This is a genomic window from Pantoea sp. X-Soil-TKNS-1211 (assembly GCF_059730495.1).
In genome coordinates, this window is the sequence record NZ_AP035953.1 from 1,004,509 (window position 1) to 1,025,679 (window position 21,171).

A 21,171-nucleotide genomic window follows, 5' to 3' on the forward strand; every position below is an offset into this window, starting at 1 on the left:
TAGAATCGATGATGCGCCGGTGGGCGCATCATTGCTTTCTGCTGACCGGGAGGATGCTTGGCAAAATATCTGGCTGCGAAAAAACACTGGAAAATGGTTTTAGTACTGCTGTGTATCTGCGGTGCGCTGCTACTGATTCGTTGGGCGGCGATGATATGGGCCTAAAAGATTGGATCTGCCGTCATAAGTTGGGGGTGCTGGCGATGGTGATTCTGGCACTGGAGCTGGTGCACTATCTGCTCACCACCAGCTGGTTGCCGTGGCAGTTTGGCTGAAGATTCTCAGGCGTATTCATTGTCTGGCCGCGCAGTACGAATGTTACTACGGGCGATACGATAGGCTTTGCGCGGGTCACCCACCACAAACTCGAAGGTTGGTGAGTAGTAAAACGGCAGCCAGCCACCATAGCCACTCTCCCACTCCCAGCGAACCGGGCACGGCCAGAGAATGCCATCATACAAAATGTAATAAACCCAGCGTCCGTTCGGACGTCGGGGGCGAGTAGTCTTCATGGGAGTCACAACATTAAATGGTGTAAAGCTGCTTATATTTTGAACGCTAAACCCTGCACTTGCAACGTTAGCGGATTATTTATCTCCGCCTGAACGGTTCACTGGCACCAAATTAACGGTGCACCTCCCCGCAAATCAGGACCACATTGGGACGAACTTTGTGTATACGCGTCGCCATCTGCTCACAGGCCACTTTGGTTGGATAAATGTATTCCGACACCGGCAACGCATCACAGGCATCATGTCCACACGCGCTCACTAACAAAACAAAACCAATCAGCATAGTTTGGCTCCTGATACACATTTTCACTGGTACGGAAAGTGTGGCTGTTTGTTCCCTTTTAGCGATCCAGTATAGCCAAACGCAACGGCAGCGAGTTATCACCCAGAGCGGCTTTTTTTACCTGAATAGCGAGATTATACCTGTGGTGATGCACAACATCCGCGCATTCTGAGCTAAACTGTGCGGCCCTGGAAAAATGAGAAATGAGTAAAATATGTCGATTGAAATTGCCCATCCGGCCAGCAGCCCGAAACAAGCCGCCCTGCAACTGGTGATTGAGCTGGTACGCGCGGGAAAACTTAGCCCGCTGCACGGCGATGCCTCGAATATGATTTCCATCTACGAACAATTCAAAAACCACTTCGAAGCGGAAAAAGAGTAACGGCGCGATACCAGAAAAATCCGCTCGATAAATCGCGCAGCTACGGAATGGGAGTCGCCCTGTAGCGGCGAGATTTATCGCGCGTCTACCCGGCGTAATACCAGACTGGCAGAATCGCGATCAGGTTATTCAGCGTGTGCAAGAACACCGGTAGCGCCAGGCTGTTACTGCGCAGGCGTGCATAGCACAGCAGCAGTGAGAACAGCGTCAGAGCGACAATGGTTTCCCAGTGCACATATTGGGTATGCATGGCAGCGAACAGCAGCGAAGTCAGCAACATGCAGGCAAAGCGGCTTTTCGGCGCCCACAGCAGGAAACCCTGCAACAGAAAACCGCGAAACAGCACCTCTTCAAACACCGGCGCCAGCAACACCGCCGTCAGCAGCAGGATCAGCATCGAACTGCGTCCTTGCTGGGTTTGTGCCACCAGCCACCCTTCCGGTTGCATAAACTGGGTTTGTGCCACCATCAGAATGAACAACGCACCAATAAACAGCAGCGTCTGGCCCGGACGTAGATAGCCGAGTGGGATGTCGTTGCGACGCTGGCAATAGAAACGGTACAGCGGGTAAATCACCGCGAATTCGAACAGGCACAGCACCGGCACCAACAAACCGTCATTACGCAGCACGCCGTAGTTGGGAAACAGCGTAATCAGCATGGTAACGAGGTAATAAACCACAAAGCTGCCAACGTAAAACAGCGTCAACGTGACTTTGTCGGATTGGGTGTCCATAGGCGACTCAGCGAGCAGAGGAAACCGCATAGTAGCAATGGCGAGGATCGCTGTCGAGGGCGTGGTGTTGAGATTTCTGCTGCTCAAATATTCTGCCATTGGGCTAAATCTGGCGCGTAGCGAGCCGATAATCGAAAAAACCATTACAGGGTGCAGTGGCGTCATCCATGCCGCCTGCGGCCTCTTTTTGCTGTCTGTTTTTTTTCGCGAGCATTACGCATGAATTCTGAGTCTCACTGGTTTGCCAGGGCCAATATGGAAGCACTAACGGTACGCGTGACACGACGTAGCTTACGTACGCTCACTGCGTTGCTGTTTGGCGTGCTGGTGCTCTCAATGGTGATGGTGTTGGCGATCGCCCACCATCAAAATAATGTTTCCATCGAACATGACGAGATGTTGTTGCGTCAGGCCTGGCATGCCCGTCAGCAGGAGATGCTGATCGACGTGCGTGATTATGCTTTCTGGGGGGAGGGCTATAAAAACCTGCATCTTCAGCTCAACAAAGTTTGGGCGTTTGATGAAGAGAATCTGGGGGCAAACCTCTACAAAGAGTACCACTACGAAGGGGTATTTGTGGTCGATGGCGCGGGACAGACGCGCTATGCGATCATCAATGGCGAGATGGTGGACACGCCGCTGGAAAGCTGGCTGGGTGCACAAGCTGCTTCGCTGTTGACGGTTACACGCAGGCTGGGTCACGAAGCGATCGCCCGTAATATGCAGATATTTGGACAGCCCGCTTTGGTCGTCTCCGCACCCATCACGCCGGGTAAAGTTCCTGATTTACCCACCCTTCCCGGACCGCCATCGGTGCTGGTGTTTGTGAATATTTTTACCCCAGCGAAACTTCAGGCGATGGGTAAAGCGATGGATGTGATCAATCCACATGCCCCTACCAGCCGTGACGATGCACAAGATGAACCCCGGTTGGTGGTCACGACCAATGGTACAGAACCGGTGGTGATTCGCTGGCAGGCTAAATATCCTGGTATGGGGCTGATTTGGTTACTGCTGCCGTTGTTGTTGTTGACGGCACTGACCATTGCGCTGGTGACGCGACGGGTGGTGCGTCATGCGTTGTACAATGCGGTGCTCTCAGACCGTCGTTTTGAAATGCTTACCATCAGCCAGCGGGAACTGGCTGACAGTGAGGAGCGCTTTCGCGATCTGGCTGAAGCCGCATCCGACTGGATTTGGGAAACGGATGATCAGGGGCGTTTATGTTACCTTTCCGCTCGTTTTACCGAGGTCACCGGGCATGAGGTGAAGCGCTGGCTTGGGCGGCATCTTGATCATTTACTCAGCCATCCCAGCCATTCGTTGGTCACCTGGCTGATGCGGCAGGGCGAGGATGTCCCCCGCGTGCCGCTGCGTTGCCAGTTTATGTCGGCAACAGGGGAACGGCGTATCGGGCAGTTGATGGCGAAAACGATTCGCCGCAACGGCCTGCGATCCGGTTTCCGTGGCACCGTTTCGGATATCACTTATGAAGTGGATGCACAGGCGCGTATTCAGTTTCTGTCGCGTCACGATATTCTGACCGGTCTGGCCAATCGCATGCAATTGCAGGAGTTTCTCACCGCCCACCTCGATCAGGCGACGGATGATGATCCGTTGATTGTGATCAGTCTCGATCTCGATCAGTTCAAGCCCATCAATGACACCTGGGGACACACGGTGGGCGATGCGGTGCTTAACCAGATTTCTCAGCGTTTACAAAGCCTGATGGGCGCGCATGAGCTGGCGGCGCGGCTGGGAGGGGACGAATTCATTTTAGTGATGCGCGAGGCATCACGTGCGGGTGTGGAATATCGCTGCCGCGCCCTGCAACGCGCGATACATCAGCCAGTGATCAGCGGTTCTCATCAGCTCAGTCTGACGGCCAGCATGGGGATTGTTTGCGCACCGCAGGATGCGAGCCAGCCAGAGGCGTTGCTGCGCCTGGCGGATATTGCGCTGGGACAGGCGCGTGCCGCCGGACGCAATCAATGGGTCTGGTACTCCAACGAAATGGCGAGCCATTTGCAATCGAAACGCGAGATGGTGCAGGCGATTGAGGCAGCCCTCGCCAGTGAGGCCTTCAGCCTGCATTATCAACCCCGCTATCAGCTGCAAAATGGCCAATTAGCCGGTGCCGAAGCGCTGATTCGTTGGCAGGTTGCGGAAGATAAATGGATTACCCCTGATCGCTTTATTCCCCTCGCCGAAGAGAATGGTTTGATCAATGCCATCAGTGATTGGGTGCTGATGCGCGCCTGTACAGACGCACGCGATTGGGGCGATCAACGTTATGTTTCTGTCAACATCTCGCCGGTAGAGTTTCGTGGCAGCGATTTGGTGCAGCGTGTTGCCTGGGCGTTAGAGGTCAGCGGTTTACCGGCAACCCGGCTGGAGCTGGAGATTACCGAAAACATCACCTTTGAGCATCCGGACCGCGCGCTGGAGATTATGCAGGGATTGCGTGCCCTTGGGGTGCGTTTAACTGTGGATGACTTTGGTACGGGTTATGCGGCGTTGGGCTACCTGAAAACTTTCCCGTTTAACGGTCTGAAGATTGATCGTTCATGGATGAAAGAGTTCCCGGAATCGCCGCAGGCGCAGTCAGTGGTAGCGGGAATTGTCGGGCTGGCGCGCGCATTTGCACTGACCATTACAGCCGAAGGGATTGAAACTGAAGCGCAACTGAACGAGTTGAAAGTGCTGTCTTGCGAAGAAGGACAGGGCTACTTTCTTGGGCGACCCATGCCGCTGGCGGCGTTCAGTGCGCTATTGAATGAACAGGGTATTTAACGAACTTTGACGGCCACCCAGGTCATCAAAATTGCAAAACCAATAAAAATTGCGAGTTCCATAATCATCACCTCAGATAAATCTTAGGTAATTTTACTCAATGGTTGCTGAAATATTGGACAAATTGTGTGATTAATCCGAAAAAATGAGATCGCGATCGCCTTTGGTCGCGGTTTTTCTGCGACACGTCTGGTAGACAAGTTTTTGTATCACAGGCACGCTTTGTAACTCTCGGGCATCCGGTTGTCTGATTATCCAGGAGGAAAAGAACGTGAAATATTATGGAAAAGCGCTGCTGGCGATGGGTTTTTTGGCCCTGACCGCCTGCCAGTCTGCCAGCAAACCTGACACCGCTGCGAGCACCGCTCAGGACGCGGAAAACGACATGTGTGGCGCATCGCAGTATCAGAATTACATCGGCCAGCCTTTATCGGCCTTACAGAAGCAACGTTTTGACGTGCCGGTGCGCGCCATTCCGTGGAATTCTGCGGTGACGATGGATTTCAACCTGCGTCGACTGAACTTTACCGCTGATCAGAGCGGTAAGATCGATAAGGTCTACTGCGGCTAACACCAAACCGACATGGCATTGTCATCGCGCTGTCACAGCGCCGGGCGAGGATAGCTGCGCATTACGGAGATTTCCTCGTCACTCTCGAATATGCAATGCTCGTCTTGTTTTCCCGCCTCTGGCGGGATTTTTTTTGTGCCTGCGTACAGGAACCTGTAGCGGCGCGATTTATCGCGCGGTTTTCCCTGCAAGACGCACGAAATTGCGCGATAAATCGCGCTGCTACGGAGTGTATGGGGTTTTATTCATGCGGTCGTGCTTCCAGCAACTGGGCCAGCAGGTTGCGATAACTTTGCAGGCGTTGCTCATCTCCCTCAAACTCCAGTTTCGCGATCACTCGCGCGATCACCGCCTTGCTGGTCGCAGGCTGACCGGCATCCATCAGTTCGCGCATAATGGCCGCCAGCAGATCGCCCTCATGCGGCGCATGCCAGGCCGGACTGTTAAAATAATCGGTAATCGCCCGACTGGCGCTATTGGGATGCACTCTCATGGCTGACCTCCGCAGAGACAACGATGCCCGCTGTCCTGAACAGGCAACTGCGGGGAGATTTCGGATTAAGTATGCTCACTGCCCAGAACGGACCGTGCCCCATCAGCGGCGGCTGGTGGTTTTTTAAACATAGTTGCGGCGTCAAAAATTGTCAGTAACCACCAGAAATATTTTTTCACGATTTGAGCTATGGACGATTCAGCAATCTTTTTCCCGAAATGTTTTTGCACATTAACCGGCTGTGAATCGTCCTCTGCGTAATATTTGCTGTGTACAGAGGCAGGCTGCATAGCGAAAAACTGCGTTTTTCTCCCGATGCCATGTTTTGCCGTCCAGCCCTGTCAACGGATTGTTAAACTGAACCCTCATTTCAATTTTGATGTGCTCTCTCATGTTACGCTCCGTTGAACCCTGGAAAATCAATCTGATCTCGGTCTGGTTTGGTTGTTTTTTTACCGGACTGGCGATTAGCCAGATCATCCCGTTTCTGCCGCTGTATATCGAACATCTCGGGGTACGTGGGGATAATGCGCTGAGTTTATGGTCAGGGCTGACCTTTAGCATCACCTTCGTCATTTCTGCGGCGGTAGCACCGCTGTGGGGCAGTCTGGCGGATCGCAAAGGGCGCAAGCTCATGTTGCTACGTGCATCGTTTGGCATGGGCGCGGTCATTCTGTTGCAGGCATTTGTGACGCAGGCATGGCAGCTGTTGCTGTTGCGGGCTTTGATGGGCCTGACCTCCGGTTATATTCCCAATGCAATGGCGCTGGTCGCGGCCCAGGTGCCGCGAGAGCGTAGCGGTTGGGCGCTGAGCTGCGTGGCAACCGGACAAATTGGCGGCGTGATCCTCGGGCCGATGATTGGCGGCCTGCTGGCAGACTGGCTGGGCTTGCGCCTGGTGTTTATCGTCACCGCCGCGCTGCTGCTGATCAGTTTCCTGGTGACGCTGTTCCTGATTAAAGAAACCGGTTATACCCCGGTCAGCAAGCAGGACAAGCTGACCGGGCGCGAAGTGTTCCGCAGCCTCGATAATCCGCGTCTGATGATTTGTCTGTTTATCACCACCATGGTGATTCAGATGTGCAACGGTTCGGTAAACCCCATCCTGACCCTGTTCGTGCGTGAGTTGGCTCCCAACGCGCAAAACATCGCCTTCCTCAGCGGCTTTATTGCGGCGCTGCCGGGGATTTCAGCACTGATTTCCGCGCCACGCCTTGGCAAGCTCGGCGACCGCATCGGCACCCAGCGCATTCTGATTGCCACCATGATTACCTCGCTGGTGCTGCTCACCGCGATGTCGTTTGTTACCAGCGCGACGCAACTGGGTGTGTTGCGATTTCTGCTCGGCTTTGCCGATGGCGCGATGATGCCTGCGGTGCAGACGCTGTTGGTCCGTCATTCACGCGATAATGTCACAGGCCGTATTTTTGGCTACAACCAGTCATTTATGTATCTGGGCAATGTGGCCGGACCCATGCTGGGAGCGGCGGTATCGGCGGCAACAGGCTATCGCTGGGTGTTCTTCGCTACCGCAATGGTCGTGTTGCTCAATGTCTTGCTGCTGCGTCGCTTCTATCGCCGCCCGAAAACCACGCTGGCTCAGCCAATAAACCAGCGTGACGGGGCGGAAAACGTTACTGACACAGCGTCAGGGAGAAGTGCCAACGCTGCTGAGAAAGCAAAAACTCCGGGCTGACGCTGGGACTCCAGGAATCATCGCCGCCGACCCCCATATGGAAGCCATCAAGATGCAGCCAGCAACCCGCTTCCGGCTGCAACAGGTGACGGTGTGAGGTGTCCCGGAGCTGCTCCAGGCTGTGCTGACTCAGCGAGAAGGCAAAATCACCGCTCACCTGCCAGCTCCCGGTATCGAGCTGCCGGGTGCCCATGCGCAGACCATTTTCTCCCGGAAAGACATATTCAGTGCGCATCGCGCTCAATGGTTGTTGCCAGCGGGAGAATTGCGCTGCCAGTTGACGATCGGGATAGTTTTCATGCGGACCGAGTCCCAGCCAACTGACCTGCTGCGGAGAGCGGGCCAGCTGCGTACGTAAACCGATACGTGCTGGTGGCGGCAAGCCTGCCGTCTGTTCGACGTCGATATCGAGAGTGACCTCACCGTTACCGCGAATCTGGTAGCGCTTGCGACTGGTAAAAATCAACTGCCCAGCCGAATGCCACTGATGCTGTGTTTCAATCAACACACTGTGCTTCAGGCTATCGATCTCCATCGCCACTAACTGTGGCTCCAGTTGATCGTAACCGGCGCGTTTCCAGCGCTCGACCCAGGCATTGGGATCAACATTGGCGGCCTCGCTGGTGCCGATATCATTATCAATCGGTGCGCGGATAAAACAATCCTGGAGTGGCGTCAGCAGGGTTTCCTCGTCATTCACAAACCACTGCACCAACTCGCCGCTGCGGCGGGAAAAATGCCAACGCTGCTGTGGCAGGCAAACGGCGATCAGATCATGATTCGACTCAATAAGTGGGGCCGGTTCTGGATGCGCTGTCGTAGTCGCTGGCAAGGCGGCGGGCAGGGGCCATTGATGCCAGGCAACGCGTGCATCTGCTTCCGACCAGGGCGTGGCTTGTACCTGATGCACTGCCAAATTAAGCCAGCAATTCCCTTGCAATCCCTCTGCCTGCGGCAGAGTACACGTCTGACTGGCGCGCGGTGCTATATTGAGCGGCAGTTCACCCTGGGCAACAATTTCCCCCTCCTGCTCAATCGACCAGCGCAGCACTTCGTTATCACTGGATCGGAACAGGTAATCGCTGCTGACGGTAAACCGCCAGGGATCCTGCGCATCAGGCGTGAACGTAAAAAACTGTTGCGCCCGTTGGGCCTCGAACAGCGCCGGATGCGGTGTGCGATCGGCAAACACCAGACCGTTCATACAGAACTGACGATCATTCGGCGTGTCGCCGAAGTCCCCGCCGTAAGCCTGCCACGGTTGGCCTTGCGAGTCATAGCGTGTCAGGCTCTGATCCACCCAGTCCCAGACGAAGCCGCCCTGCAAACGTGGAAACTGGTGGAACGCCTGCCAGTATTTGGCAAAACCGCCAAAGCTGTTGCCCATCGCGTGGGCATATTCGCACAGGATCAGCGGGCGGGTTTCGCCGGGCAGCCCGATCCACTTTTTCAGTGACCACTTGGGTACTGCCGGGAAGGGCTGATCCTGATCGACGCGGGCATACATCGGGCAAACAATATCGGTAGCAGCGGTATTGGCACCGCCGCCTTCGTATTGCACCGGACGGGTGGGATCGCTACTTTTTACCCATTGGTACAACGCATCGTGGGTGCTGCCGTGGCCGGATTCATTGCCCAATGACCAGATAATGATGCAGGGGTGATTGCGATCACGCTGCACCATGCGGGTGACGCGTTCGCTGTAAGCGGCAAACCAACGTGGATCATCAGAGAGTCGGCTCATTGGCTGCATGCCGTGGGTTTCAATATTCGCCTCATCGACCACGTACAAGCCATATTCATCACACAGGCGATACCACAATGGATGATTAGGATAATGCGCGCAGCGTACCGCGTTGAAGTTATGACGTTTCATCAGCTCAATATCGCGTCGCATACTGGCTTCATCCACCACCTGCCCCTGTTCCGGATGATGTTCGTGACGGTTAACACCGCGAATCAGCAACGGCTGACCATTCAGGCACAGCAGGCCATTTTCAATCGCCACCCGACGGAAACCGACATCGTAAGCTTCCGCTTCCAGCAGGTTGCCTTGATCATCCAGCAGCGAAACCACCGCACGATACAGGTGCGGTGTTTCGGCGCTCCACAGTTGTGGTTGGTTTACCGGTAATACCAACAAAGCGCGTTCCGGGTAGTGGCCGCGTTCGTCAATGATAGCGCTGCCAGGTGCTTGTTCGTGTTCGCCGATCAGCGTTTCCCCCTGCCACAGGCTCAGGCGCAGTCGGCAGGGCTTATGTTGCTGGATCTTGACGCTGACGCGCAGATCCGCACGGATATATTCCGGGCTGAGTCGCGTTTCGATCTGCACGTCAGCCAGCTGTGTATCGGGTTTATGCAGCAGGGAGACATCGCGAAAAATACCGCTCATGCGCCACATATCCTGATCTTCCAGGTAACTACCATCGCTCCAGCGCAGCACCATCACTGCCACACGGTTACTGCCTGGCTGCAACACGGCGCTGAGATCGAATTCGGCGGGTAAGCGGCTGTCCTGGGAATATCCAATCCATTGACCGTTGCACCACAGAAAGAAGGCGGAGTTAACGCCATCAAAGATAATGCGTGTCTGGCCCTGTTGTAGCCAGCTGTCGTCAATGTTGAATGTGAGCGAGTAACATCCGGTAGGGTTAGTGGCCGGGACAAACGGCGGATTGACCGGAATAGGGTATTGTACGTTGGTGTAGATGGGGCCGTCATAGCCGTGCAATTGCCAGTTTGCCGGTACGGGCAGACTCTGCGCATTGGGCAGGTCCTGCAACAGCCAGCTTTGTGGCACGGCTTCTGGTTGGGCAAAATAGCTGAAGGTCCATTGGCCGTTCAAACTGCGGTGGGAAGGCGAAGGACGATTGTCGCGTGCCGCCTGCTCATCACGCCAACTGGCAAAAGGAGGGTGCGCATCCAACCTATTCAGGCTGGTAACTACCGGGTTTTCCCAGTCGCGTCGCGCCAGGATTTCACTCAGGGAAGCAGAGACAGATGTCATGTTAAGATCTCATTAATTGTAATGCGCTCACATTGCGTTAAATTGCGCCAACTGTAAAGCATGGCGATGCGTTACCGGGCAGCTATTTTTAGCGCTTTCATTACGTCTTTGTCGGTTTTCTCCTGGCGTAGTGCCAGTAAATTGTTAAGCGTGGTGAGCAGAAATGAATAGCGCCGGGTTGCGGAGAATTCCGTATTGTCGGACGCGTCTGCGGCTCATACACTCAGCGCGATTTCTCCATACTGAGGTAATTATGGTCCGTATTGTTAAACTCGCAGCAGTAGTCGCATTGGTTACCGCACTGAGCGGTTGTATTTTCCCACCTCCGGGTGGTGGCGGTGGCGGTTGGGGCGGCCACGGTGGCGGTCCGGGTCGTGGATTCATGGGCCCATAAGCGATTAGCGTCCTGCGTTAATTGCTGCTTTTAGCGCGCGAAACGTTTCACAAACGTATTATTTATCAGAGAAACGTTTCGCCGTTTAATAATAAAACGCTGCGTCAACTTTACCTTTCCGCCATTTTTAACTGTGTTATCAGGATCGCATAAAAATCCCTGTTTTTTTATTCAGCGCAATGCTAACGTCAGCATTTCCCTCAACTAATTGAGTTGGTCGCATGAAAAATCTGATTGCGGAACTCCTGCTTAAGCTGGCTGAAAAAGAAGAAGAGTCTAAAGAGTTAGTGGTCCAGGTTGAGGCGCTGGAAATTGTGGTCACAGCCTTATTACGCAAACTTGAACCTGAGCAGTTAAAAGGCATCACTTCAGGTATTGAAAACGCGATGGTTCCCATTGCTCAACAGGAAACGTCGCCCGATGCTTTGTTGCTACGTAATTACGTTGAAAAGCTGTTAAACCATCCCCGCATATGATTTTCCCAACGCCTGTGATCGTCACAGGCGTTTTTCATTATATTTATTTCTGCTTTGCTTATCTCATGCCAGGCTTATCAGGCGATAACTCTATGGAGAAGGTGCAATGAAATCGTTTCTTATGGCAATGATGGCAGCCGGTTTGTTGTTGGCAGGCACTGCGGGTGCGGCAGAGAAAACGGCGCAACAGGAAAAAATGACCATGTGTAATCAGCATGCGTCATCGCAAAATCTGAAAGGTGATGCGCGGAAAAGTTTTATGAGCGACTGCCTGAAAAAAGACAGCAAAATGGGCAGCATGACGCCGCAGCAGATGAAGATGAAAACCTGTAACACCGAGGCGGGTGATAAAAAACTCAGCGGTGATGCCCGTAAAACCTTTATGAGTTCATGTTTGAAAAAAAGCTAATCTCCTGATAGCGGTCTGCGGACCGCTATTTTTTTATTACATTTATATTCCCTGCTAAAACCCCCCGTTTAACAGAACGTTGCTCACCTCTTTTTAATATCAGCCCCCTAAATTATCAGGCTTTGCCACACTTACTGTTTGTATGGATTTATTGCATCGCATCTAACTACAGCCCAGGGAGGCCAAACGTGAGCTATCAATCTGTCGTTGAACTGAAAAAGCTGAAGCAGCATAAACCGACCAAATTCACCGTTGGGGATAAAGATATTTTGCTGATCCGCGCAGGGGAACGTGTTCATGCCCTGCAAGCCAAATGTCCCCATGCCGGAGCACCACTCGACCAGGGGGCGGTATGCGGAGATGAACTGGTGTGCCCCTGGCATAAGGCGGTGTTTAGCATTGAAGATGGCAGGATGCATGAACCGCTGGCGCTGGCGGATTTGAAAAACTATCCGGTACGTATCGAGCAGGGCCAGGTGTGGGTCAACACCAAAGCCATGACTTCAGCCACGCTGCCATCGACTGAACGAGAAAAACCCGTTTGCGTGGTACTGGGTTCTGGCGCGGCGGGTAGTGCAGCGTTGTGGACGCTGCGACATGAAGGTTTTATCGGGCATCTGGTATTGATTGAGCGCGAGGCTAAGGCACCGTACGATCGCACTGCGTTAAGTAAGTTTGTTCCGGCGGGAAAAATGGCGATCGAAGAGGTGCCGCGTTTGCTGAAAGACGATGTTTTGGGGCATGTTGAACGTATTCAGGCCAATGTGGTGGAACTGGACAGTGCGACACAACAACTGACGTTCGCCGATGGTGAGACCTTAACCTTTGATCAACTGCTGATTGCCAGCGGCGGCAGCGCGCAGCCACTGGACATTCCGGGGCATGATTTGCCCGGCGTTCACCTGTTGCACTCGCTTAGCCATGCCGCTTCGCTGCTGGAGGATGTTGATGAAACCCATCAAATCGTGATTGTTGGCAATAGCTTCATTGGTATGGAGCTGGCGGGCGCGCTGCGTAACCGGGATGTTGATGTCACCGTGTTGGCGCGTCATCCCTTGCCGTTTGCCAAACAATTTGGCGAGGAAATTGGCCGATATTTTCGCGACCTGCACGCCAGTAATGGGGTGAAGATGGTTCAAGGTGAACCGCAGGCGCTAATTGGCAATGACCACGTTGAAGCGGTCACTTTAAAAAATGGTAAGCAACTCGCAGCCAGCCTGGTGTTGTTTGCTACCGGGATTAAGCCGGTCACGGGATTTATCCATGATCTGGCGATGCAAGGTGATGGCAGTCTGACCACGGATAGCCAGCTACAGGTGGCGAAAAATATTTGGGCAGCAGGAGATATCGCCTGCTATCCCACGCCAACAGGGCCGCTGCGTATCGAGCATTATCGGGTGGCGCAGCAACAGGGGCGGATTGCGGCCCTGAATATGTTGGGGCAACGCGAGTTGTATGACCGGGTGCCGTTTTTCTGGACCGCGCACTACGGCACGCGCTACGAATATCTGGGACACGCCACGGAATGGGATGAATACCGTTTGCTGGGATCATTACAGGACAAGCGCTTTATCGCTTTTTACGGACAGCAAGGAAAGCTAGCGGCAGTCTGTTCAGCAGGGATGTATACCTTGACGGCAATGCTGGTGGAACTGATGCAGCAGCCGATGACGATGGCGCAGGGAATGGCGCTGTTCGAGGAGTATCAAGGTTAAATACCCATTTCGTAGCGGCGCGAGTTATCACGCGTTTTGATTTGTCGGCGCACGAATAACAGCGCGATAAATCGCGCCGCCATCAGAGCAGGATGCTCGGCTACTGCTTACTCAGCGCTTCCGATTTCCTCATGCACTGCTGCATCGCTTCGATCACCGCCGCGCGGAAGCCTTTCTCTTCCAGCACTTTCACCGCTTCAATGGTGGTGCCACCGGGTGAACACACCATGTCTTTAAGCTCGCCGGGGTGTTTGCCGGTCTCCAGCACCATCTGCGCCGATCCCTTCACCGCTTGCGCGGCAAACTGATATGCCTGGGCGCGGGGCATGCCTCCCAGCACCGCAGCATCGGCCATCGCTTCAATAAACATAAAGACATAAGCAGGTGCTGAGCCGCTGACGCCAACCACGGCGTGAATCAGGTATTCGCTGACCACGGCGGCTTTACCGAAACTCTCGAAAATCGCTACCACTTCATCGGTTTCATGCTGCTCAACCAGCACATTCGGCGTCACTGAGGTCATACCTTCATTGACCAACGAGGGCGTATTTGGCATCACGCGGATGATTTTACGATCGTGACCCAGCACTGCCGCCAGCGAATCCAACGTTACACCGGCGGCAATCGATACCACCAGTGTCTCTTTTTTCAACTGGCCCGCCAGGTCTTTCAGTACTTTGAGAATTACATTCGGTTTCACCGCACCAAACAGGATATCGACTTCCCGCGCCAGGCTTTCGGCACTCTCCGCCGCCGTCACGCCATATTGCTGCGCCAGAGCCTGATTGGTGGCTGGCTTGCGATCATAAACCCAGATATTGGCCGGGGCGATTTGTCCGCTGTTCACCAGACCGCTGATGATCGCTTTTGCCATATTGCCGACACCAATAAACCCGATTTTCTTATCCAGCATTGCGTGATCCTTTAAATGGTTCAATTTTCTGTATCGGTTAGCTTACGTGGCTGACTGATGCAATCAAATTAAATTTGCCATTCTGGCGCAGAACCGGAAGATCACACGCATTCCCTGTGAGAAAGGATCAATTATGTCGATTTGGGTTGATGCTGATGCCTGCCCCAATGTCATCAAAGAAGTACTGTACCGTGCCGCAGAACGCACACAAATCCTGGTGACCTTTGTCGCTAACCAGCCGCTGCGCGTACCGCCTTCACCGTGGCTGAAAACTTTGCAGGTGGCGGCAGGTTTTGATGTGGCCGATAACGAGATTGTCAAACGTGTACAGCCGGGTGAACTGGTGATTACCGGCGATATTCCGCTTGCGGCGGAAGTGTTGGAAAAGGGGGCTGCGGCGTTGAATCCGCGGGGTGAACGTTATTCGCCAGATACTATTCGTCAGCGTTTAACCATGCGCGACTTTATGGAAACCATGCGTGCCAGCGGTATTCAAAGCGGCGGTCCGTCGGCTCTCAGCCCACGCGACCGCCAGCAGTTTGCTAACGAACTGGATAAGTGGTTACGTCAACGGCGTTAGACAAAGCTGTCGTCGTCGTCGTTGAAACCGTCATTGCCGCCGAAATCGCTGAAATCATTGTTGTCGGCGAAGCTATTGTCCCAGCTGCTGGTATTATCGTTCAGGAACGCGTTGTTACTGTCGTTGACACCATTAAAGGTATCGAGATTGTCGTCAATCTGCGGCAATGCCGGCTCATTGATGATATTCACAATCTCTTCCGGCTGCGAATGATGGAACAGGCTGGTCAGCATATCAGCCATCACCACACCACCGGCGACGCCCACTGCGGTCTGCAATGCGCCGCCGAGAAAACCGGTGCCGCGCGCTGGTGGGGCACTGGCGTATTGAGGTTGCTGATATTGTGGCTGCTGGGGCGGAGCGCTATTCCACACTGGCTGTTGCTGCTGCGGTTGTGCAGCCGGGCGTGACCCGCCGCCAAACAGGCTGGAGAGGAAACCGCCGCTGCTCTGCTGCGGAGCCTGTTGCTGCTGCGCCTGCGCCAGACGATTCTCCAGCTCACCGATTTGGGCATTGAGCTTTTTCATCGCCGCTTCCTGAATCAGGATGGCCTGTGCCATGTAGTAGGGCGCGCCAGGCTGTGACAGCACATGTTGTTTGATTAACTGCTCTGCGCCCGCATCACGCGGACCGCTCTGGCTCTCGGCCTGTTTCAGACGGCTGAACAGGCTTTCAATTAACTGTTGTTCTTCGCTCTGCATGGTACACCTCCGTTTGCGAGTTATCCCACTATATGCGGTCGGGATGACAGAAAGTAAATCAGCGCGCTGGTAAGCAAATGTTGCTCGTGCTTACACTTTAAAGGATGCACAAATCTCGCATGATTTTTCCTTTATTAATTAAATAGATAAGAGATTACATGGTCAAGATACGCGTAAATCGTGCTTCGCCTGTGGCTGATGAAATGAAATCCAGGTATCATGCGACGCAATATTGACCTGATGACGTTGCCCGCGCGGCACAACACGGCGGAGGATGAGCCAGGATGTCATTACCCATCTATCTGATCGGCGCACGCGGTTGCGGTAAAACCACCATTGGCCAGGCGCTGTCGCAGGCACTCGGTTACGCCTTTCGTGATACCGACCATCACCTGCAAATGACAACCCAGCGTACCGTTGCGGAAATCGTCGCGGCTGAAGGCTGGGATAGCTTTCGCGCGCGTGAAACTGAATCACTTCAAGCGGTTACAGCTCCCGGTACGATCATTGCCACCGGCGGCGGTATGGTGCTGGCTGAGGTCAATCGTCGCTTTATGCGCGAGCATGGTCAGGTTATCTGGTTGAATGCGCCATCCTCGGTGCTGGCGGACCGTCTGGAGCGTCAGCCGGAAGCGGGTCAGCGCCCAACGTTAACCGGTCGCCCGATTGCCGAAGAGATGGGAGATATCCTGCGTCAGCGTGCGCATCTCTACCATCAGACTTCTCATCATGAAGTGAATGCGATGCAGTCGCCGGACCTGGTGGTGGAAGCGATCCTGCAATCCCTTTCACTGGCGCGCGCCAGCTAACGCGCGCCGCTACACAGATTTTTCCTCCTTTAAATTGTCGTAATCCCTGTTGTCTATACTTAACAACGGGCAGGGGATTGCTGCTGTCCGTTTGGATAACTGACATACCCAGGAGGGAAATGTATGCCGTCAAAACCACCTTATCCACGCCATGCGCGTATCGTCACGGTTGAAAAAGGTACGCCGGGAAATACCGTTACCTGGTACGAATTACGCGCCGATCATCCACGTCCGGACTCGCTGATTAGCGAACATAAAACTGAAGCGGAAGCGCAGGATGCCAAAATTCGCTATGAAGATGTGGAAAAAGAGTAATATCGGCTGGCAGGGATGCCAGTAATGACTTTCCGGTATTAACCGTTTTTTTCTCTTCCTGCGAATTCGCTGCAAAGTCGCCAGAAAGTTATCGTCTTTTCTGCGCTTAATTCTCCCTGCCTGATAAAATCACCCAGTTTTAACTTTATCCCTCATTTTATGCTGCCTTAATTTCCTGTTGTTTTCTTCGGTACAAAATTTGCGCTTGACCACAAAAACCTGACGTTTTACTTTCGGGGTATTGATTAAGGAACTTAGTTCCAAATAGTGAAACTACTTTTATGACCACACTCGAAAATGCCGCCGCAGTGCTTAAGTTGTTCCAGCGCTTCGGCGTGACGCAGGGGCATCCTGGTCTCACCTTTACCGAGGTGGTTGAGGCATTAGCATTGCCTAAAAGTACCGTTTCCCGTTTGCTGGCGACCATGGAAAGTCAGGGATTGCTGGAGCGCGATCCGGATAGCCGCTGCTTCCATATCGGCCGCGTACTGCTGTCGGTAGCGGGCCACTATCTCTCCACACCGCTGGTGGATAGCGCCTCAGGGGCGATGGCGCGCCTGGCGTCCAGTACGGGTTGTATGGGCTATATCTCGGTGCTGGATGGGCACGATATTCTCGTGATGCGCATGTACCACGGGCGTTTTTTTACCCAGTTAGTCACGCCACCGGGCACGCGGATGCCGGCAGCGGGGACGTCCACGGGTCGTGTGCTGCTGGCGCAAAGCAGCGATGAAGAGGTGCGTTCGCGCTTTGCTGATGAGTGGCACGCTGCCTCACTTAATTCTCCGTTGGATCTTGAAGCGCTGTGCGCCGAACTGGGGACTATCCGTCGTCAGGGGTGGGCGCTGGCACGTAATGAAACACTACCCGGCATCAGCTCGATGGCGGTAGCAGTCACCAATAAACATCGCGGTGAAAGTGTCGCTCTCTGTCTCTCATTTCTTTCACAAGAAGCAGCCCCGGGTTATCCGGAAGCGTTGCTCAATGAATTACGCGCCACGGCCGCCATCATGGCCGAAAAATATGGCTCCTGATTTAACGGCGTAATACTTCGCGCCACACCAGGGAAATAACAGGCCTTCGGGCCTGCTTATTTCAACCGTCAGGGAATGATTATTTAACTCAATACCGCCGTCCTGCGTGTCGGGCGGTGCGTAATCACGTTTTCGCCAGGGTGAAATTACGGGGAAGAACATGCGTCACACAAATCCAATAAAAAGTGTCGGAGTCGGTTTAATGCTGGTATTGCTGTCCGTTGCGGGCGCAATTATTGGCGTACAATTAATTACTACCATCGGGGTCACCCCCAATACTTCTATTATCGGCGCGCTGTTTGCCATGCTGCTGGCGCGTATTCCGTTGCAATGGTTTCGTCGCTACCGTTCAGTAGAAGTGCAGAATCTGGCGCAGACCGCCATTTCTTCCGCCACCTTTGGTGCCGCCAATAGCCTGCTGATGCCGATTGCTGTGCCCTGGGCACTGGGCGAGCCGCAACTGGTGCTGCCGCTGTTTGTCGGCGTCAGTGCGGCGATGTTGCTGGATGCGTATTTGCTCTATCGCCTGTTTGATACTCGCGTGTTCCCGGCCAGCAACGCCTGGCCACCGGGTGTTGCGGCTGCGGAAGCGATCAAAGCCGGTGATAAAGGCGGTCGTCAGGCGTGGCTGCTGGTGGTCGGGATTGTTGGTGGGGTTGTCGGTTCAATGCTGAAGATCCCCATGTCGGCATTTGGTACGGCGTTTATCGGTAATATCTGGGCGCTGACGATGCTCGGTGTGGGTTTTCTGCTGCGCGCCTATTCCCAGCCACTGGCGGGCATTGATATTAACGCGCTGTATATTCCCCACGGCGTGATGGTGGGGGCCGGTCTGGTAGCACTGATTCAGGTGGTGCAGGTGATCCTCAGCCGTCGTAACGATGCGATCAATGTCAGCCGAAGCGATAACGAAGTGAAACGTTCGCTCGGTTTTGGCACCCTGGGTTATATCGTCATTTCTGCGCTGCTGGCGCTGGCAGGCGGCTTATGGAGCCAGATGGGGCTACCGATGCTGGTGCTATTTATTGTCTATGCCGCCTTCGCCGCCTTTGTTCATGAGTTGATCGTGGGTATCGCCGCGATGCACTCCGGCTGGTTCCCGGCATTTGCCGTGGCACTGATTACCCTGATCCTCGGTATTTTGCTCGGCTTCCCGCCGTTGGCGCTGTGTCTGCTGTGTGGTTTTACCGCAGCTACCGGCCCGGCATTCGCGGATATGGGGTATGACCTGAAAGCCGGGTTTATCCTGCGTGGTAACGGAGCGGATGTGCAGCAGGAGCTGTGGGGTCGTCGTATCCAGTTGATCGCCGCGATGATCGCCTTTGTGATCGCCATTCCAGTGGTGTGGTACGCCCACAACCTGTTCTTCGCGGAAAACTTGCTGCCACCGGTGGCGCGCGTGTATGCCAAAACGATTCAGGCCGGTGCGGAACCCGGTATCGCAGGTAACCTGCTGATCTGGGCTATTCCGGGCGCGATTATTCAGTTGATTGGTGGACCGAAGCGGCAGCTTGGCGTGCTGCTGGCAACCGGTTTGTTGATTAACAACGCCGCTGCTGGTTGGGCGGTGCTGGTGGGGATTGCGTTACGCATCCTAATCCTGCGCATCTGGGGCGAGCGTGGCCGTTCACCGATGGAGGTGATGGCAGCAGGTTTTATCGCCGGTGATGCGCTCTACAGCTTCTTCCATTCACTTTTTGCCAGTAGCAGTAAGAAATAATCAGGGAATCCAACATGAGTTTACAGCAGACACTGCAAGTCTTTGAGTTACTCGATAGCGCTTTCGTTGATGGTCAGCAGGTGGTTGATCTGTTTGCCGCTTATCCGGGCGTCAGCGCCAGCACTAAACGCGTCAGTGGCCCGAAAGGGCGTACCGACTTTGTGCGCATTGATATTCCGGGCTCGCAGGGTAAAAGCAAGGGCGGCAATGCCCCGACGCTTGGCATTATTGGCCGCCTGGGCGGGATCGGCGCACGTCCGACGCGCATCGGCATGGTGTCGGATGCCGACGGTGCCGTGGCTGCGGTTAGCAGTGCGCTGAAGCTGGCGCAGATGCAGTCCAAAGGTGATGTGTTGGCCGGTGATGTGATCATCACCACCCATATCTGCCCGGATGCGCCCACTCGTCCGCATGAGCCGGTGGATTTTATGGATTCACCGATCGACGACGTCACCATGAACGATAACGAGGTGGTGGCAGGCGTGGACGCCATCCTCTCCATCGATACCACCAAAGGCAACCGCATTCTGAATCATAAAGGTTATGCGCTGTCACCGACGGTGAAAGAGGGTTATATCCTGCGCGTATCGGAAGATTTGTTGCGTATCATGGAAATGACCAGCGGTCGCCCGGCTGTGACCTTTCCGATCACCACGCAGGACATCACGCCTTACGGTAACGGGGTTTATCACCTCAACAGCATTCTGCAACCCTCAACCGCAACCGATGTGCCGGTGGTGGGGGTGGCGATTTGCGCCGAATCGGTGGTGCCGGGCTGTGGCACCGGAGCCAGCCACGAAGTGGACATCGCCAGCACGGTGAAATTTGCCGTGGAGGTGGCGAAAGAGTTTGGCCGCGAAACCTGCCAATTCTATGACGCGCAGGAATACGCACTGCTGCTATCTTTGTATGGTAGCCTCAGCCATCTGCGTTCCCGGAAAGCATAAGTATGAAAACATCCCTGATCACTCTGACCATCGGTCAGTCTCCGCGCAGCGACATTCTGCCGCTGTTGCAGGCTTATCTGCCAGCCGGGCAGGTGGAGCATGCTGGTTTGCTGGACGGCCTGACTCTTGCAGAAGTGGAGCAGCATTACACGCCGGTTGCCGGAGAGAAAGTGCTGGTCTCGCGGATGCTGGATGGGCAGCAGGTGCGTCTGTCGGCGCACAAGGTAGAGCAGGGATTACAGCAAAAGATCACTGCGTTGGAGGAGCTAGGATACAACACCATCCTGCTGCTATGTACCGGCGAATTTGGCACGCTGAAAACGCATAAGGCGCTGCTGCTGGAGCCGGATCGCATCATCCCCCCATTGGTTGGCGCGATTGTACACGGCCACAAAGTGGGGATCGTCGTGCCGGTGGAGGAGCAGATCGCAGAACAGGCGAGTAAGTGGCGTAATCTGGGCACGCCGCCGTGTTTCGCGGTAGCCAGCCCGTATCTGGCGCAACAGGCGGATCTGGTGGAAGCGGGGCTATCCCTCCAGGAGCAGGGGGCTGATGTGGTGGTACTGGATTGCATTGGTTATCACCAGAAGCATCGTGATTTTCTGCAAAAGATGCTGGGTATTCCGGTGTTGTTGTCAAACGTGCTGGTCGCCAAACTGGCCGCTGAGTTGATCGTTTAATGCAT

22 protein-coding genes are annotated in these 21,171 nt (G+C 54.4%); 15 read left to right on the top strand and 7 right to left on the bottom strand.

Annotated features, from left to right (window positions below; all coding sequences use genetic code 11):
- Positions 1-57 precede the first annotated feature (57 nt).
- Entirely contained in the window at positions 58-165 is a 108-nt protein-coding gene (yniD, locus tag AC6I8W_RS04520) for a small membrane protein YniD (protein ID WP_223300457.1), read from the top strand.
- Between the two features lie 116 nt (positions 166-281).
- Here yniD and AC6I8W_RS04525 read toward each other — a convergent pair whose 3' ends face one another.
- Both AC6I8W_RS04525 and AC6I8W_RS04530 read right to left on the bottom strand, forming a co-directional pair.
- Entirely contained in the window at positions 282-512 is a 231-nt protein-coding gene (locus AC6I8W_RS04525) for a hypothetical protein (RefSeq protein ID WP_036627577.1), read from the bottom strand.
- 112 nt (positions 513-624) lie between these two features.
- The gene (locus AC6I8W_RS04530; RefSeq protein WP_013508056.1) at positions 625-795 is read right to left on the bottom strand and encodes a hypothetical protein; all 171 of its coding nucleotides are present in this window, start codon (positions 793-795) and stop codon (positions 625-627) included.
- Positions 796-1,009: 214 nt separating this feature from the next.
- Between AC6I8W_RS04530 and AC6I8W_RS04535 the strand changes: the two genes are divergently transcribed.
- Entirely contained in the window at positions 1,010-1,177 is a 168-nt protein-coding gene (locus AC6I8W_RS04535; protein WP_013508057.1) for a hypothetical protein, read from the top strand.
- A gap of 85 nt (positions 1,178-1,262) precedes the next feature.
- Here AC6I8W_RS04535 and AC6I8W_RS04540 read toward each other — a convergent pair whose 3' ends face one another.
- Complete coding sequence (locus AC6I8W_RS04540; RefSeq protein ID WP_497837151.1) at positions 1,263-1,913, bottom strand: CPBP family intramembrane glutamic endopeptidase; 651 nt, start codon at positions 1,911-1,913, stop codon at positions 1,263-1,265.
- 219 nt (positions 1,914-2,132) lie between these two features.
- Here AC6I8W_RS04540 and AC6I8W_RS04545 point away from each other — a divergent pair, with 219 nt between their 5' ends.
- On the top strand, positions 2,133-4,706 hold the full coding sequence (locus tag AC6I8W_RS04545; protein WP_497837152.1) for a bifunctional diguanylate cyclase/phosphodiesterase: 2,574 nt from the start codon (positions 2,133-2,135) through the stop codon (positions 4,704-4,706).
- Positions 4,707-4,977: 271 nt separating this feature from the next.
- A complete protein-coding gene (locus AC6I8W_RS04550) occupies positions 4,978-5,277 on the top strand; it encodes an I78 family peptidase inhibitor (protein ID WP_497837153.1) in 300 nt (99 codons plus the stop codon).
- A gap of 241 nt (positions 5,278-5,518) precedes the next feature.
- Here the strand turns inward: AC6I8W_RS04550 and AC6I8W_RS04555 are convergent, their stop codons facing one another.
- Positions 5,519-5,770 (bottom strand): biofilm development regulator YmgB/AriR family protein, encoded by a 252-nt coding sequence (locus tag AC6I8W_RS04555; RefSeq protein ID WP_021185904.1) that lies wholly within the window; start codon positions 5,768-5,770, stop codon positions 5,519-5,521.
- 391 nt (positions 5,771-6,161) lie between these two features.
- On the opposite strand from AC6I8W_RS04555, the gene AC6I8W_RS04560 reads away from it, so the two are divergent.
- Positions 6,162-7,466 (top strand): multidrug efflux MFS transporter, encoded by a 1,305-nt coding sequence (locus tag AC6I8W_RS04560; RefSeq protein WP_497837154.1) that lies wholly within the window; start codon positions 6,162-6,164, stop codon positions 7,464-7,466.
- On the opposite strand, the gene AC6I8W_RS04565 is transcribed toward AC6I8W_RS04560, so the two are convergent.
- Positions 7,405-10,473, bottom strand: coding sequence for a beta-galactosidase (locus AC6I8W_RS04565; RefSeq protein ID WP_497837155.1), 3,069 nt, complete (start codon positions 10,471-10,473; stop codon positions 7,405-7,407). The two genes, AC6I8W_RS04560 and AC6I8W_RS04565, sit on opposite strands and share 62 nt — an antisense overlap.
- Positions 10,474-11,088: 615 nt before the next feature.
- Here AC6I8W_RS04565 and iraP point away from each other — a divergent pair.
- The 3 genes from iraP to AC6I8W_RS04580 all read left to right on the top strand — a co-directional run bounded on the left by iraP (position 11,089) and on the right by AC6I8W_RS04580 (position 13,467).
- Positions 11,089-11,343: an anti-adapter protein IraP gene (gene iraP / locus AC6I8W_RS04570; protein WP_497837156.1), complete on the top strand. Its 255-nt coding sequence runs from the start codon at positions 11,089-11,091 to the stop codon at positions 11,341-11,343.
- 106 nt (positions 11,344-11,449) lie between these two features.
- Complete coding sequence (locus tag AC6I8W_RS04575; protein ID WP_480368748.1) at positions 11,450-11,752, top strand: PsiF family protein; 303 nt, start codon at positions 11,450-11,452, stop codon at positions 11,750-11,752.
- 188 nt (positions 11,753-11,940) lie between these two features.
- Positions 11,941-13,467, top strand: a complete 1,527-nt coding sequence (locus AC6I8W_RS04580) for an FAD-dependent oxidoreductase (protein ID WP_497837157.1) — start codon at positions 11,941-11,943, stop codon at positions 13,465-13,467.
- A gap of 100 nt (positions 13,468-13,567) precedes the next feature.
- On the opposite strand, the gene proC is transcribed toward AC6I8W_RS04580, so the two are convergent.
- The gene (proC, locus tag AC6I8W_RS04585) at positions 13,568-14,380 is read right to left on the bottom strand and encodes a pyrroline-5-carboxylate reductase (RefSeq protein ID WP_497837158.1); all 813 of its coding nucleotides are present in this window, start codon (positions 14,378-14,380) and stop codon (positions 13,568-13,570) included.
- A gap of 133 nt (positions 14,381-14,513) precedes the next feature.
- On the opposite strand from proC, the gene AC6I8W_RS04590 reads away from it, so the two are divergent.
- Complete coding sequence (locus AC6I8W_RS04590) at positions 14,514-14,960, top strand: YaiI/YqxD family protein (protein ID WP_497837159.1); 447 nt, start codon at positions 14,514-14,516, stop codon at positions 14,958-14,960.
- Here AC6I8W_RS04590 and AC6I8W_RS04595 read toward each other — a convergent pair.
- The gene (locus AC6I8W_RS04595; RefSeq protein WP_497837160.1) at positions 14,957-15,661 is read right to left on the bottom strand and encodes a DUF2076 domain-containing protein; all 705 of its coding nucleotides are present in this window, start codon (positions 15,659-15,661) and stop codon (positions 14,957-14,959) included. The two genes, AC6I8W_RS04590 and AC6I8W_RS04595, sit on opposite strands and share 4 nt — an antisense overlap.
- A 284-nt stretch (positions 15,662-15,945) precedes the next feature.
- On the opposite strand from AC6I8W_RS04595, the gene aroL reads away from it, so the two are divergent.
- From aroL to AC6I8W_RS04625, 6 genes are all read left to right on the top strand, one after another.
- Entirely contained in the window at positions 15,946-16,470 is a 525-nt protein-coding gene (aroL, locus tag AC6I8W_RS04600; protein WP_497837161.1) for a shikimate kinase AroL, read from the top strand.
- Between the two features lie 123 nt (positions 16,471-16,593).
- On the top strand, positions 16,594-16,785 hold the full coding sequence (locus tag AC6I8W_RS04605; RefSeq protein WP_480368766.1) for a YaiA family protein: 192 nt from the start codon (positions 16,594-16,596) through the stop codon (positions 16,783-16,785).
- Positions 16,786-17,066: 281 nt separating this feature from the next.
- The gene (locus AC6I8W_RS04610; RefSeq protein ID WP_497837162.1) at positions 17,067-17,819 is read left to right on the top strand and encodes an IclR family transcriptional regulator; all 753 of its coding nucleotides are present in this window, start codon (positions 17,067-17,069) and stop codon (positions 17,817-17,819) included.
- A gap of 160 nt (positions 17,820-17,979) precedes the next feature.
- On the top strand, positions 17,980-19,539 hold the full coding sequence (locus AC6I8W_RS04615; RefSeq protein WP_497837163.1) for an OPT/YSL family transporter: 1,560 nt from the start codon (positions 17,980-17,982) through the stop codon (positions 19,537-19,539).
- A gap of 14 nt (positions 19,540-19,553) precedes the next feature.
- Positions 19,554-20,486 carry a DUF1177 domain-containing protein gene (locus AC6I8W_RS04620; protein ID WP_497837164.1) on the top strand — a complete coding sequence of 311 codons (933 nt, stop codon included), beginning with the start codon at positions 19,554-19,556 and terminating at the stop codon, positions 20,484-20,486.
- Positions 20,487-20,488: 2 nt separating this feature from the next.
- On the top strand, positions 20,489-21,166 hold the full coding sequence (locus AC6I8W_RS04625) for an AroM family protein (protein ID WP_497837165.1): 678 nt from the start codon (positions 20,489-20,491) through the stop codon (positions 21,164-21,166).
- The last annotated feature ends 5 nt before the right edge of the window (positions 21,167-21,171 follow it).

What these genes read in the sequence shown, in the direction of transcription:
- AC6I8W_RS04525 (WP_036627577.1), bottom strand. Translation starts at nt 512, where the DNA reads ATGAAGACTACTCGCCCCCGACGTCCGAACGGACGCTGGGTTTATTAC.
- AC6I8W_RS04530 (WP_013508056.1), bottom strand. Translation starts at nt 795, where the DNA reads ATGCTGATTGGTTTTGTTTTGTTAGTGAGCGCGTGTGGACATGATGCC.
- AC6I8W_RS04535 (WP_013508057.1), top strand. Translation starts at nt 1,010, where the DNA reads ATGTCGATTGAAATTGCCCATCCGGCCAGCAGCCCGAAACAAGCCGCC.
- AC6I8W_RS04540 (WP_497837151.1), bottom strand. Translation starts at nt 1,913, where the DNA reads ATGGACACCCAATCCGACAAAGTCACGTTGACGCTGTTTTACGTTGGC.
- AC6I8W_RS04545 (WP_497837152.1), top strand. Translation starts at nt 2,133, where the DNA reads ATGAATTCTGAGTCTCACTGGTTTGCCAGGGCCAATATGGAAGCACTA.
- AC6I8W_RS04555 (WP_021185904.1), bottom strand. Translation starts at nt 5,770, where the DNA reads ATGAGAGTGCATCCCAATAGCGCCAGTCGGGCGATTACCGATTATTTT.
- AC6I8W_RS04560 (WP_497837154.1), top strand. Translation starts at nt 6,162, where the DNA reads ATGTTACGCTCCGTTGAACCCTGGAAAATCAATCTGATCTCGGTCTGG.
- AC6I8W_RS04565 (WP_497837155.1), bottom strand. Translation starts at nt 10,473, where the DNA reads ATGACATCTGTCTCTGCTTCCCTGAGTGAAATCCTGGCGCGACGCGAC.
- iraP (WP_497837156.1), top strand. Translation starts at nt 11,089, where the DNA reads ATGAAAAATCTGATTGCGGAACTCCTGCTTAAGCTGGCTGAAAAAGAA.
- AC6I8W_RS04575 (WP_480368748.1), top strand. Translation starts at nt 11,450, where the DNA reads ATGAAATCGTTTCTTATGGCAATGATGGCAGCCGGTTTGTTGTTGGCA.
- proC (WP_497837158.1), bottom strand. Translation starts at nt 14,380, where the DNA reads ATGCTGGATAAGAAAATCGGGTTTATTGGTGTCGGCAATATGGCAAAA.
- AC6I8W_RS04590 (WP_497837159.1), top strand. Translation starts at nt 14,514, where the DNA reads ATGTCGATTTGGGTTGATGCTGATGCCTGCCCCAATGTCATCAAAGAA.
- AC6I8W_RS04595 (WP_497837160.1), bottom strand. Translation starts at nt 15,661, where the DNA reads ATGCAGAGCGAAGAACAACAGTTAATTGAAAGCCTGTTCAGCCGTCTG.
- aroL (WP_497837161.1), top strand. Translation starts at nt 15,946, where the DNA reads ATGTCATTACCCATCTATCTGATCGGCGCACGCGGTTGCGGTAAAACC.
- AC6I8W_RS04605 (WP_480368766.1), top strand. Translation starts at nt 16,594, where the DNA reads ATGCCGTCAAAACCACCTTATCCACGCCATGCGCGTATCGTCACGGTT.
- AC6I8W_RS04610 (WP_497837162.1), top strand. Translation starts at nt 17,067, where the DNA reads ATGACCACACTCGAAAATGCCGCCGCAGTGCTTAAGTTGTTCCAGCGC.
- AC6I8W_RS04615 (WP_497837163.1), top strand. Translation starts at nt 17,980, where the DNA reads ATGCGTCACACAAATCCAATAAAAAGTGTCGGAGTCGGTTTAATGCTG.
- AC6I8W_RS04620 (WP_497837164.1), top strand. Translation starts at nt 19,554, where the DNA reads ATGAGTTTACAGCAGACACTGCAAGTCTTTGAGTTACTCGATAGCGCT.
- AC6I8W_RS04625 (WP_497837165.1), top strand. Translation starts at nt 20,489, where the DNA reads ATGAAAACATCCCTGATCACTCTGACCATCGGTCAGTCTCCGCGCAGC.